Source organism: Sphingobium nicotianae (genome assembly GCF_018603885.1).
GTDB lineage: Bacteria > Pseudomonadota > Alphaproteobacteria > Sphingomonadales > Sphingomonadaceae > Sphingobium > Sphingobium nicotianae.
In genome coordinates this window covers 45,715-58,136 of the sequence record NZ_JAHGAW010000017.1, presented here as the reverse complement: position 1 = coordinate 58,136, position 12,422 = coordinate 45,715, and the positions used below count along the sequence as shown (strand labels likewise).

Genomic DNA, 12,422 nt, shown 5'->3' with positions numbered 1-12,422 from the left:
TCCCTCGTCGCCAACTGCAAGAGGGCCCAATGAGCATCATTTGCACCTATGTCCGCGCGAAGCCGGCCATCATGGAAAGTCTGTGCGCCGATCCGGACAGCATCCCGGAACGCTGCTTTGCCGGAAAGGACGTGACGATGATCGACATCGACAGGGCGACCGATGGCCTCGCATGGCTTGCCTCGCCGCGCAAGCGCGCAGAAGCGGCCTATCATGACCGACTGATGCGCGATGCGGACTGGCCCGACCACGAGGCGCGCCGGTCCCTGGCGGCAATCGACAGGATGCCCGTCGAGGACGCTCTCGCCGCGATCGAGAGGTGGAAGGAAGGCGGCGTCATCATTCCCGATATCGGACTGGCGGCAGTGCTCTACCCGGCAGAGCGCGTGCCGGCGCTCTCAACTGCGCTCGCCGGGCTCACCGAGGAATCCCTGCGTCTGCACCTCGATTTCGCTACAATGGATCGCGATGACGTCTTGCCCGGAAACTGGATGGAGGAAGGCGAGGATCTCTTCCTCTTCTACCTGTTGCCCTATCTGAGCCGGCTAAAGCATTTCTATCGATCGGCAGCCGATGCCGGCGAGTCCGTCCTGCTCATCTGGAGCTAGGATCGCTCCGCGCATCGGCCCGCTTGGTGCGCAGCGTCGCACTGGCGCTGGCCGGATCGTCGGGCCAGGGATGCCGGGGATAGCGGCCGCGCATCTCCTTGGCGATCGCCGCCCAACTCCCCTTCCAGAAACCCGGCAGATCACGCGTGGTCTGGATCGGCCGGCCGGCCGGCGACGTGAGCGAGAGGACCAGCGGGATGCGCTCGACGCCCACGGTGGGATGATCGGCCAGCCCGAACAGCGCCTGAACCCGCAGTTCCACGGTCGGCCCGGCGGGCGCGGCATAATCGATGGCGTGATGACTGCCTGCCGGGCTGCGGAACTCGGCCGGTGCAAGTGCTTCGATCTGCCGGGTCGCGTCCCAGCCGAGGCGCTGGGTAAGCAGGCCGTGCAGGGCACCCGGATCGATGCCGGTCAAGCGGCGGGCACTGGCGGGCAGGAGCAGGTCCAGCCATGCCTCCGCATCGTCAAGCAGGGCGGCATCCGAGATCGGCGCGCCAACGCCCGCAAAATCGGCGCGGGTGCGCAGGGATTCGGCTGCTTTGCCCCAAGGGAGATGGCCGAGGCCTTCGCTCCGCAGCGCCCGCGCGAGCGTCGCGATGACCGCTGCACGCTCGGGCGCCTCATCCGGGCCACTGCTCAGGCGAATGGCTCCGAGCCAGCGCTCGCGCAACGCCTCGACGCCGGCCAGATCCTTGCGCCAGCGCACGATACGCTTGTCCGTGATGCGCGCGGCGGCGGTGGCAAGAACCTCCCCTTCCTCCATCGCGACAGCCGAAAGGATACGCGCGCCCACGGCGCTGCCCTGGATCTCCCCGACTGCAAGCCACGCGGCCCGGGCCAGCGGATCGGCAGGATCGAGCCGGAAGCCGCGACCGCCGACGCTGATCCAGTCCGCGCCGGTGGAATCGCGGCGCTTGGCGATTCGGTCCGGGAATGCGCGGATGAGGCAGCGGGCTAGGAGGGCGTCGTCGATCGGTCCGCTACGGCCGGTGCCCTTGACCAAAGCGAGCCAGCGCCGGGCAAGGCCCCGCGCGCCCTCGGCGCGAGGACCGCGCTCGCGCGCCCAATTGGCATGCCGCCGCACAAGATCGACCGATGGGCCGCCCAGACCGCGCTCTGTGAGCAGCACGGCGACATCCGCGGCCGCGGCGGCTTCCCCCTCCGTCGCGGAGACGAGCAGCATGTGAGCAAGGCGCGGTTCCAGAGGAAGCTCCGCCACGGCGCGGCCATGGGCGGTCGCCCTGCCCTCGCCATCCAGCGCATCGATCGCGATCAGCCGGCGGCGCGCCTCGCTGATCGAGGCGGCAGGCGGCGGATCGAGCCAGCGCAGGCTGGCCGGATCCGTTACGCCCCAGACGGCGCAGTCGAGCGTGAGACCCGTCAGGTCGCTTTCCAGGATTTCCGGCGGATCGAAGGGCGGCAGGCCGGCAGTCGCCGCAGCTTCCCAGAGGCGATAGGCGACGCCGGGGGCCTGTCGACCCGCTCGACCAGCGCGCTGGGTCACGGCGGCCTGGCTCGCGCGTTCGGTAACGAGGCGCGTGAGTCCAGCGGCCAGATCGTGGCGAGGGCGACGCGCGAGACCCGAATCGATAACGATGCGCACGCCGTCGATGGTGAGGCTGGTCTCGGCGATGCTGGTGGCCAGGATGATCTTACGCGTACCGGGCGGTGCCGGCCTCAGTGCCGCGCGTTGCTCGGCGGGATCGAGCGATCCGTGCAGCTTGTGCAGCGCAATGTGGAGAGCCAGCCCGGTCAGGCGCTCGGCCGTCCGCTCGATCACGCCGACACCAGGGAGGAACGCGAGCAGATCACCTTCGCTCTCCTCGCTCAGTGCGCGGCGGATGGCGGCGGCCATGGCGTCCTCGATGCGCGCGTCGGCCGGACGACCGATATGGCGCAGGTCGATAGGGTAGCTGCGCCCCTGGCTTTCGATGACCGGCGCGCCGTCCATCAGCGCGGCGAAGCGGGCGCCATCGAGCGTCGCGGACATCGCGAGCAGACGCAGATCCTCGCGCAGTCCGGCCTGCGCATCCAGCGCGAGTGCGAGGCCGAAATCGCCCTCCAGGCTACGCTCATGCACCTCGTCGAACAGGACGGCGGCCACGCCCGCCAGCTCCGGATCGGCCTGAATGCGGCGGCGGAAGATGCCTTCGGTGACGACGAGGATGCGCGTGCGAGCGGAACTGCGGCTTTCCAGCCGGGTTGCATAGCCGATCATCTCGCCCACCTTCTCGCCCGCCAGATCTGCCATCCGCTCGGCAGCCGCCCGCGCGGCGAGCCGGCGGGGCGAGAGCAGCCAGATCTGTCCCCCGGCAACCCAGGGCTCGGGGAGCAGAGCCGGCGCGACCATCGTCGTCTTGCCCGCCCCCGGCGGCGCGACCAGCACGGCGCTCGGGCGCTCGCGCAAGGCCGCAAGAAGATCAGGCAGGACGGCTTGGATGGGGAGGTTCATCGGTGCCTCCGTGCAGCTTGCTCATAACGAGGGCAAGGGTGGATATTTCAAAAGCCCCTCCCCTTCAGGGGAGGCGTTGGGGTGGGGAATTCGACGTTGCAGATCGCTGCGCGACACCCACCCCGCATCAGGTAAACAGCGCCCCGCGCTGTTTAGGTCATGCCAGGGGCATGACCGACCTGGTGCGCCCCTCCCTTGAAAGGGAGGGGTGTTTATTTTGCGAACAGCGCCATCACCTCGCCATGGCCGAGCCTGGCCCCCGCATCCGCCATGTTTCCAGCTTGCAAGGCCTGCGCAGCGTCGATGAGGCCATCATAAGCCCGGCGCTGGAGGGCGCCGCCCATGCTGATGCGCTTGACGCCAAGCGCCGACAGCGTGGCGAGATCCCCCGGGCCGATCAGGACATTGACCGGTTTCGGCGCAACCGCCCTGACCACCGCCTCGATCGCCTCGAGCGACGGCAGGCCGGGCGCATAGAGCACGTCCGCGCCGGCCTCGGCGAATGCGGTGAGGCGACGGATCGTGTCGTCGAGGTCAGGCCGTCCGTTGATGAAGTTGTCGGCACGGGCGGTGAGCAGGATGCGACCGTTTGCGGCCTTCGCAGCAGCGGCGATCCGCGCCACGGCTGTATCGAAGCCATGGATCGGATTGGCGCGATTGGCCGTCGTATCCTCTATGCCAAGCCCGGCAAGACCCGCCGCGATCGCCGCTTCAACCGTCGCGACGCAATCATCCGGATCCGGCCCGAAGCCATCCTCCAGATCGCCGTTGATCGGCAGACCGCTGGCGGCGCCGAGCAAAACGGCGTTGTCGATCGCTTCCGCGCGGCTCACAGCATGTGCGCCGTCCTGCCTGCCCAAAGCGAACGCAATCGCGGCCGATGTCGATCCCAGCGCCTCGAATCCCTCACGCGCCAGCAGCGCTGCGGAGAGCGCATCCCAGGCATTGGGCATGATGAAGGCACCGGGCCGCTCGTGCAGTGCACGGAAGCGCTCGTAGCGCTCGGCCTGCGCGCTCATGCCGCCCTCGCCGGAATCGCAAGTCCCCTTTGGACGGCGGGCCGCGCCAAGCCGGCCTCCAGCCAGCGCGGCACATGCTTCAGCGAGGCATAGTCGACCAGTTCGCCGGCTTCATAGAAACCGATGAGATTGCGCACCCAGCCGAGACAGGCACACTCGACGATCGTAAAGTCGTCGCCCATCAGCCAGGATCGGCCATCGGCAAGCACATCGTCGAGCAGCTTCAGCATCCGCTTGGCCTCACCCACGAAACGATCGCGCGGGCGCTTGTCCTCGATGTCCTTGCCGGCGAATTTATGGAAGAAGCCGACCTGGCCGAACATCGGGCCGATATGGGCGGCCTGCAGGAACAACCACTCGCGCACCTTGAGCTGGCCGGCGCGATCCGCCGGGATCAGCTTGCCGGATTTCTCGGCGAGATAGAGCAGGATGGCATTCGATTCGATGAGGCCGATCGGCTTACCGTCCGGCCCGTCCGGATCGATGATCACCGGGATCTTGCCGTTGGGATTGAGCGCGAGAAACTCCTCGGTCCAGCTTTCATTCTTCATGATATCGACAAGGTGTGGCTCGTACGGCAGCCCCATCTCCTCCAGCGCGATCGACACCTTGACGCCATTGGGCGTCGGCAGGCCGTAAAGCTGGATGACGTCCGGATTGGTGGCAGGCCAGCGGCGCGCGATGGGGAATTGATCCAGCTTGCTCATGAACGGTTCCTCTCGATGACGTCGGCATCCCTTATACCGTCGCATTACCGCTTTATGGCAGCACGATCGCCCGGCTAGAACTCAAACCGCCCGCCGCCACAGATCTGTCAGGCCGACGATCGACAGCCCCGAAGGTGACGTCCGGCGCGAACCCGCCTTCGGTACAAGCTTAATAGGCCCGCGCGATCGCGAACTCGACGGCCTCGACCAATGCCGACTTGGCCGCGCCGTTGCCGAACATGCCGATCGCGTCGATCGCGCGCTGACCATAGTGACGGGCGCGGGCGAGTGTATCGTCGATGGCGCCGCTCGCGGCCAGCAGGCTCTGGGCATGGCCGAGATCGGCCGTCTCGCCGAGCAGGCCGGACATGGCGTCCTTCCAGAACTTGCGGTCGGCTTCGCTGCCGCGCGCATAAGCCAGGATCACCGGCAGGGTGATCTTGCCGTCGCGGAAATCGTCACCCGTGTCCTTGCCCATCGTCGCGCCGTCCGAGACATAGTCGATTGCGTCGTCGACGAGCTGGAAGGCGATGCCGAGATTGCGGCCATAGGCATCGAGCGCCAGCTCCTCCGACTCGGGCCGCTCGGCGACGACCGCGGAAATGCGGCAGGCGGCGGCGAAGAGCGCGGCGGTCTTGGCGCCGATGATGTCGAGATACTGGTCCTCGTCCGTCTCGATGCGGCGCTGGGCGGTGAGCTGGTTCACCTCGCCCTCCGCGATCACCGCCGAGGCATTGGAGAGGATGCGCAGTACCTTCAGGGAGCCATCCTCGACCATCAGCTCGAACGAGCGGCTGAACAGGAAATCGCCGACGAGGACCGAGGCATTGTTGCCCCAGATCATGTTGGCGGTGCGGCGACCCCGGCGCATGCCGCTGCCGTCAACGACATCGTCGTGCAGCAGGGTCGCGGTGTGGATGAACTCGACCGCGGCCGAGAGCTTGTGATGGCGCGTGCCGGCATAATCGAGCAGCCGCGCGCAGGCGAGCGTCAGCATGGGCCGCATGCGTTTGCCGCCGCCCGCGATGAGGTGGCCGGCCAGTTCCGGGATCAACGGGATGCGCGACTGCATCCGCGCGAGGATCACCGCATTGACGGCGTTCATGTCCTCGGCGACGAGGCTCATCATCGGCTGGAGAGACGGGGCGGCGCGGCCCGGCATGCGATGGATCGTGGCGCTCATGGCCGGTCCTGTGGCGAGCCGATGGCGCTTTGGCAAGCAAATAGGCTTGCCATGTGCGACAAGAGCGGCGAGTGATGCGCCCCGTCAAAAAAGGGAGAAGGCCGCGGCATGGACGAAACGCTCAGGCGCTATCGCGAAAGCATCGACAATATCGACGCGGCGCTCGTCTTCATGCTGGCGGAGCGGTTCAAGGTCACCAAGGCAGTGGGCGAATACAAGGCCGGCGCCGCCCTGCCCCCGGCCGACCCGGCGCGCGAGGGCCAGCAGATCGCCCGGCTGCGGCGCCTGGCCGAGGACGCCAATCTCGACCCGGACTTCACCGAGAAATTCCTGCGCTTCATCATCGATGAAGTGATCCGCCATCACGAGAAAGCGCGGGCGGCAGAATAGCAGAATAGACGAAGCCCCGCCGCATGCTGCTGCGGCGGGGCTTCTTCCCCCGAGATGACCGGTTATTGCCGGATCAGAGCGAAGACATCTGATAGTCGGCGCGCGGCGTGTAGGTCTTGTCCATCATGTCCGGCAGGTTGGAGTCGGCGATGACGACGCGCTTCTTGATCTTCCAGCGCCCGCCTTGCTTCACCAGCAGATCATATTCGCGACCCTGCTCGATGAAGCGCGGCACCGACTTGATCGTCTCGTTGAGGGTCTGCGTCCAGAGCATCTGGGCACGCGCCGTGTCGCCGTCGACCTCGATGATGAGGTTGGTGAGCATCATGCGGAACTGGCCGATCAGGTTCGGCTTGTCGGCGTCCACCTCGGCATACATGGTGCGGATCTCTTCGGTACTACGGCAGACGATGCCGTTCACGTCCAGCTCCGGATTTTCGGCGAAGAAGCCGCCGAACGCATCGGGATCGCCGCTGCCCAGGCCCGAATAATAGCGGACGAACAATTCCTCGATTGCCATGCGATCGCGCACTTCCTGAACCAGCTTCAGGGCGTCAGTCTGTTCCAATGTGTCGCTCATGACTTCCTCTTCCTTATCATGTGTAGTAATTTCTTAGAGAGGAATGACTGGGCTGGCAAGGGCGATGCGGCGACGGCTCAGCGCCGACGATAGTCGACAGGCATCATCAGCCGGGGCTGCTCCAGCGCGGGCCGCTCGCCGAGCTCGCGGCGCAGCATGGCCAGCATCCAGGCCCTGTGACGTGCCAGGAACCCAGGCAGATCGTCCGGCCGCGCGGGATCGAGCACCGGCACCGCCCATTGCTCCGGCCGCGGCTCCCTGGCGCTCTTCTCGCGGCCGGTCGCGTCGGCGGGCCGGTCGAGATGCTCGCCGGCATAGACATTGCCGTCAAAGGCGACGCTCAGCGGCGGCGGGAAGCCGGGGCTCGCCACATAATGGCCACCCGATCGACCGGTCTCATAGCCATAGTGCGCCGTCCCGCGCGTCCCCAGCAGATTGTCACGCAGGGTGATCCGCTCGGACCAGCCATCCCACCAGGTCGCGACGACCATCTGGACCTCGCCCGGCCCGGCGTGGATCACATTCTTTTCGATCAACGCATCCGATGCGCCGCCGAGCTGGATGATCCGCTCGCGATCATTGTAGCTCACATTCTGCCGGACGAGCGTGCCGCTATTGCCGATATTCTCGACCGGATCCCGTACCACCGGCGTGCAGATCAGGAGAAAGCCACCCTCATTGTCGTGGCTGAAATTGGACAGCAAGGTCGTGTTGCGCGAATTGAAATCGGAATCGAAGCCCATCCCGTCGTAGATGCCGTGAGTGAAGGCCGCTTCGTTTAGCTGGATCAGCGTATTGTCCGTGCTCCATTGCCAGATGGCGACATTGTAACCGGGCGCACGCGACGCGGCGTGGCGCACGATGTTATGCTCGATCAGCGTGCCGTCCGCGCCGCGCGCGACGATGCCATCGCCACCGATGTCCTCCAGGACATTGTCGCGGATCACCACGAAGCGGCTGGGAAACCAGCGCGCCACGCTCACCTGATCGCTGATTCCGGCAATCCCCGACCGATCCACCTTCCACAGCAGGTTGCGCTCGATGGTGATGCCCTCGAATCGCGTAGGCACCGCCGGCCCGAGCGCGGAGAAGACGATGCCGCCATTATCCTTGCGCTCGTTGGTGCCTTTGATGTCGTGAATATAGAGATCACGCAGCGCGATGTTGGTCGCCACGCCAAAATCGATGGCATTGATGAACACGCCGCGGCGCAGGCCCGTGCCGGGACCGGTGTTGGTGAGCTCAAGGCCGCTGACGGCAATGTTGTCGGCATTGCGGATCTCGACGGCGTTTTCGGCTACCCCGCCGACCTCAATGCGCGGCCGTGGCCCCTCCCCGCCCCGCGTGATCGTTATCGGCGCCTCGGCGGTTCCGGAATGGGTCAGGAGCAGCGGTTCACGCCAAGCCGATCCCGCCATGAGCAAGACGGTGTCGCCGGGCTTGATGTCGGCCCGCAGAAGCTGGGCAAACGACCGCCATGCCTGGTCCGGCGCGAGGCCGGTATAGGCGTCGTCGCCATGTTCGGAATCGATGTGCCATATCTCGGCAGGCGCGGCCGAGGCGCACAGCAGGGCGAGAAGGATGGCGAATTGGCGTTTCAAACCGGTCCCCACACAAGAAAGGGGCCGCTAGCATAGCCGGCAGCCCCTCCATTCGTCATCCCGGCTCGCGCCGGCAATGGCATAATGTTCAGCCGACAATCTCTTCCGGCTTGAAGAAATAGGCGATCTCGATCGCGGCATTCTCATCGCTGTCCGAACCATGGACCGTGTTCGCCTCGATCGATTCGGCCAGCTCCTTGCGGATCGTGCCGGGCTCGGCATTGGCCGGGTTGGTGGCGCCCATGACGTCGCGATTGCGCTGCATGGCGTTCTCGCCTTCGAGCACCTGGACCACGACCGGACCGGAAATCATGAATTCGACCAGCTCGCCGAAGAAGGGGCGCTCCTTGTGGACCGCATAGAAGCCCTCGGCCTGCTCGCGGGTCATGTGGATCCGCTTCGAAGCCACGACACGCAGGCCGGCTTCCTCCAGCATCTTGGTGACGGCGCCGGTCAGGTTGCGGCGCGTGGCGTCGGGCTTGATGATCGAGAAGGTGCGGGTCACCGCCATGGGAAATCTCCGGAATTTTCGGCTGAAAAGAAAGACGCGCGCCCTCTAGCGGCGAAGCGTTGCGGGATCAAGGGTGCGGTGGATTTGGCTCGCAAACCATTCAAAGGAATGGCATGTTCCGCGCGGGGGAAAAGGGCCGCGCCCTGCAGGCTTCGCCCGACAGGGAGATCGTCCAATGTTCCGCCGCATCTTGATCGCGATCGCCATGATCGCCACCGCACCCGCGCTTGCGCAGGTTCCGGCCTATCCGTCCAGTTTCAAGGTTCAGGACATCAAGGCCAACGGCATCGCCCAGCATGTCCGCGTCGGCGGCAGCGGCCCGGCAGTCGTCCTGATCCACGGCTATGGCGAGACCGGTGACATGTGGGCGCCGCTCGCGGCCGATCTGGCCCGCGATCATCTGGTCATCGTGCCCGATCTGCGCGGCATGGGCCTCTCGCAGCGTCCCGCCGGCGGCTATGACAAGAAGACGCAGGGGCAGGACATCGCCGCGCTCCTCGATGCGCTCAAGGTGCAGAAGGCGGACATTGTCGGGCACGACATCGGCAACATGGTCGCCTATGCCTTCGTCGCGCAATATCCGCAGCGCACGACCAGGCTGGTGCTGATGGACGCGCCGCTGCCGGGCGTCGGCCCGTGGGAGGAAATCCTCAAGAACCCGCTACTGTGGCATTTCCGCTTCGGCGGGCCGGACATGGAGCGGCTCGTCGCCGGACGCGAGCGCATTTATCTCGACCGCTTCTGGAACGAGTTCTCGGCCGACCCCAAGAATTTCGACGAGGCCTCGCGCCAGCATTATGCGGCTTTGTATGCCCTGCCCGGCGCCATGCACGCCGGCTTCGCGCAGTTCGCAGCATTCGATCAGGACGCGATCGACAATCACGCCTTCCTTGCGGCGGGCAAGCTCGCCATGCCGGTGCTGGCGATCGGCGGCGAGAAGTCTTTCGGCACGACGATGGCAACCGTGATGGGGTTTGCCGCATCGAATGTGCAGGGCGCCGTGATCCCCGGCGCGGGTCATTGGGTGATGGAGGAGCAGCCGGCGATTACGGTGAAGACCGTCAGAGCCTTTCTCGACCAGAAGCGGTAAAAACAAGAGGCACCCACAACAACGCGCGCAAAGTTTTGCAGCCACGTGACGCCTTCGGGTCGTCTAAGGCCCTTGCCGCCATTTGCCGCCGTCCTGCCTCCAGAACCTCGGTGAAACGCCTTCGACCTTGCTGAGCGCGCGCCAGGCCGCGCGCGCTTCGTCGATCGTCTCGTCGTCGAAGAAATAGAAAGCGCGCTCGAAGCCGAGCGCTTCCTCGCGCCAGCGACCATCGGCCAGCGCGATGTGGCGAGCGCCATTGGCGGCGGCGCAGGCGTCCGCAAGCAAGATGGGCTGGACCTCCGGCATTGCGGCATCGGCATGATCATTGGCCAGGTATGTCTCCGGGCCGGCGCTCCACAGGCCCTGGGAGATGCGATCGAGCTGCGGCCGCTCGCTCGACACGACGAGCAGCCGCCCGCCGTCCTCAAGGATGCGGCGGGCGATCACCGGGATCACCGCCTCGGCGGGATCGCGGCTGAGCTGGTAGAAATCGACCTGCATGGATGTGGCCATACAGCGCTGCTCCACGGCCGTCACCCCAGCGAACGCCGGGGTCTCATGCGGTCAGGCACTTCACTTATGAAAGCGACCCCAGCGTTCGCTGGGGTGACGATATAGGATCAGGTCAAACCGCCGAATAATGGTCCCGCACGAGCTGGTCGAGCAGGCGCACGCCATAGCCCGTCGCGCCCTTGTCCCAGGTCGCGCCTGGCTTGTCGGCCCAGACCATGCCGGCAATGTCGAGATGCGCCCATTTGACGCCGTCCTGGATGTAGCGCTTGATGAACTGTGCCGCCGTGATCGAGCCACCAAAGCGCGGGCCGATATTCTTCATGTCGGCGATCGGGCTGTCGATGAGCTTGTCATAGTCCGGCGAAAGCGGGAAGCGCCACAATTTGTCGCCGGTCAGCTGGCCCGCCACGAGCAAGCGCTCCGCAAGTTCCTCGTCATTGCTGAACAAGCCGCCATGCTCATGGCCGAGCGCGACGATCATCGCGCCGGTCAGCGTGGCGAGATCGACGATCGTCTGCGGCTTGTAGGTCTGCTGCGCCCACCAGACCGCGTCGCACAGGACAAGGCGGCCTTCCGCATCGGTGTTCAGCACTTCGACAGTCTGGCCGGACATGGTGGTGACTATGTCGCCCGGCCGCATCGCGCCGCCGTCCGGCATATTCTCGACCAGGCCGCAAATGCCCACGACATGTGCATTCGCCTTGCGCAGCGCCAGTGCCTTCATCGTGCCCGCGACGGCGCCGGCGCCGCCCATGTCCCATTTCATGTCTTCCATGCCCGGGCCGGGCTTGAGCGAGATGCCGCCGGTGTCGAAGGTCACACCCTTGCCGACGAAGGCCAGGGGCGTCTCCTGCACGCCGCCGGTGCCGTCCCAGCGCATCGCGAGCAGGCGCGGCTTGCGGACCGATCCTTGCGCCACGCCGAGCAGCGCACCCATGCCGAGAGCGGCCATCTCGGCCTCGTCGAGCACGGTGATCTCGATGCCGAGATCGGCGAGGGGCCGGCAGCGCTCCACGAACGTCTCGGGGTAGAGGATGTTCGCCGGCTCGGAGACCAGCTCGCGCGTGAAGGCGATGCCGCCCGCCAGCGCCTCGCGATCGGCCCAGAGCGCGGGCAGATCGGCGGCGTCGCTGACCAGCGTGATCGTCTCAAGCGTCGGCTTGGATTTTTCGGCGAGCTTGGTGCGATACGTGTCGATCCGCCAGGCACGCAGCAGCGCGCCGAAGCCGAGATGGGCAAGATCGGCGGCCGCGACGCCCGCGCCTTCGACGGCGGCATGGACGACGCCCGACGTGTGGAGCCGCGCAGTCACTGCCGCGCCCGCCTTCTCGAAATCGACCGGCTTTCCCTCGCCCGTACCGACGAGCAGGATGCGCTGCGTCGTGCCGGCTTCGCTCGCGAACAGCTCGACCAGTGCGCCGGTCTCGCCAGCAAAGCGCAGGCCGCTCGCCGCCTCGGCCGCCAGCGCCTGTGCCTCGATCGCAGGCGCGATGGGGCTGCCCTTGGCGATCGGAAAGATGAGGCAGCTCGCCTCCGCCGGACGGGAAGCACTGAGGGCGATCTTCATGGAAAACTCCTGGGACAACATGCGCCGGACGGCGACTGGATCGAAGCGGAATAGCGCTTTGCCGGCGCCTTCGCCACGGCAAACGGCATGATTACCGCGATTTCATGCGTGGCAAGAAGATTGCGATCATCGCGGTGCGGTGCAATAGGCGAGTTCATGCGTTAGGCGCCAAGGGCTATGACCCGTGGGATGGAGACT

At 66.1% G+C, this 12,422-nt stretch carries 12 protein-coding genes; 3 read left to right on the top strand and 9 right to left on the bottom strand.

All coding sequences use genetic code 11. The annotated features are described in order from the left end of the window. Positions 1-29: 29 nt before the first annotated feature. Positions 30-608, top strand: a complete 579-nt coding sequence (locus tag KK488_RS20620) for a DUF1877 family protein (protein ID WP_214625598.1) — start codon at positions 30-32, stop codon at positions 606-608. Here the strand turns inward: KK488_RS20620 and hrpB are convergent. From hrpB to KK488_RS20600, 4 genes are all read right to left on the bottom strand, one after another. Further along, on the bottom strand, positions 595-3,063 hold the full coding sequence (gene hrpB / locus KK488_RS20615; RefSeq protein ID WP_214625597.1) for an ATP-dependent helicase HrpB: 2,469 nt from the start codon (positions 3,061-3,063) through the stop codon (positions 595-597). The genes KK488_RS20620 and hrpB overlap by 14 nt on opposite strands. A 212-nt stretch (positions 3,064-3,275) precedes the next feature. Then, positions 3,276-4,082 (bottom strand): isocitrate lyase/PEP mutase family protein, encoded by an 807-nt coding sequence (locus KK488_RS20610; RefSeq protein ID WP_214625596.1) that lies wholly within the window; start codon positions 4,080-4,082, stop codon positions 3,276-3,278. Continuing rightward, positions 4,079-4,789, bottom strand: a complete 711-nt coding sequence (locus KK488_RS20605; RefSeq protein ID WP_214625595.1) for a glutathione S-transferase family protein — start codon at positions 4,787-4,789, stop codon at positions 4,079-4,081. Before KK488_RS20605 ends, KK488_RS20610 begins: the two co-directional genes overlap by 4 nt. A gap of 169 nt (positions 4,790-4,958) precedes the next feature. Further along, on the bottom strand, positions 4,959-5,972 hold the full coding sequence (locus KK488_RS20600; protein WP_214625594.1) for a polyprenyl synthetase family protein: 1,014 nt from the start codon (positions 5,970-5,972) through the stop codon (positions 4,959-4,961). Between the two features lie 108 nt (positions 5,973-6,080). Between KK488_RS20600 and KK488_RS20595 the strand changes: the two genes are divergently transcribed. After that, positions 6,081-6,362 (top strand): chorismate mutase, encoded by a 282-nt coding sequence (locus KK488_RS20595; RefSeq protein ID WP_214625593.1) that lies wholly within the window; start codon positions 6,081-6,083, stop codon positions 6,360-6,362. Between the two features lie 73 nt (positions 6,363-6,435). Here the strand turns inward: KK488_RS20595 and KK488_RS20590 are convergent, their stop codons facing one another. The 3 genes from KK488_RS20590 to ndk form a co-directional block, all read right to left on the bottom strand. Further along, positions 6,436-6,942: a nuclear transport factor 2 family protein gene (locus KK488_RS20590; protein WP_214625592.1), complete on the bottom strand. Its 507-nt coding sequence runs from the start codon at positions 6,940-6,942 to the stop codon at positions 6,436-6,438. A 77-nt stretch (positions 6,943-7,019) separates the two neighbouring features. Next, positions 7,020-8,543 carry a right-handed parallel beta-helix repeat-containing protein gene (locus tag KK488_RS20585; protein ID WP_250890853.1) on the bottom strand — a complete coding sequence of 508 codons (1,524 nt, stop codon included), beginning with the start codon at positions 8,541-8,543 and terminating at the stop codon, positions 7,020-7,022. A gap of 88 nt (positions 8,544-8,631) precedes the next feature. Beyond that, positions 8,632-9,054 (bottom strand): nucleoside-diphosphate kinase, encoded by a 423-nt coding sequence (ndk, locus tag KK488_RS20580; protein ID WP_214625591.1) that lies wholly within the window; start codon positions 9,052-9,054, stop codon positions 8,632-8,634. A gap of 175 nt (positions 9,055-9,229) precedes the next feature. Here ndk and KK488_RS20575 point away from each other — a divergent pair, with 175 nt between their 5' ends. Beyond that, positions 9,230-10,144: an alpha/beta fold hydrolase gene (locus KK488_RS20575; protein WP_214625590.1), complete on the top strand. Its 915-nt coding sequence runs from the start codon at positions 9,230-9,232 to the stop codon at positions 10,142-10,144. A 63-nt stretch (positions 10,145-10,207) separates the two neighbouring features. On the opposite strand, the gene KK488_RS20570 is transcribed toward KK488_RS20575, so the two are convergent. Next, positions 10,208-10,645 carry a DNA polymerase III subunit chi gene (locus tag KK488_RS20570; RefSeq protein ID WP_214625637.1) on the bottom strand — a complete coding sequence of 146 codons (438 nt, stop codon included), beginning with the start codon at positions 10,643-10,645 and terminating at the stop codon, positions 10,208-10,210. A 124-nt stretch (positions 10,646-10,769) separates the two neighbouring features. Then, positions 10,770-12,224 carry a leucyl aminopeptidase gene (locus KK488_RS20565; protein ID WP_214625589.1) on the bottom strand — a complete coding sequence of 485 codons (1,455 nt, stop codon included), beginning with the start codon at positions 12,222-12,224 and terminating at the stop codon, positions 10,770-10,772. Between the last annotated feature and the right edge of the window lie 198 nt (positions 12,225-12,422).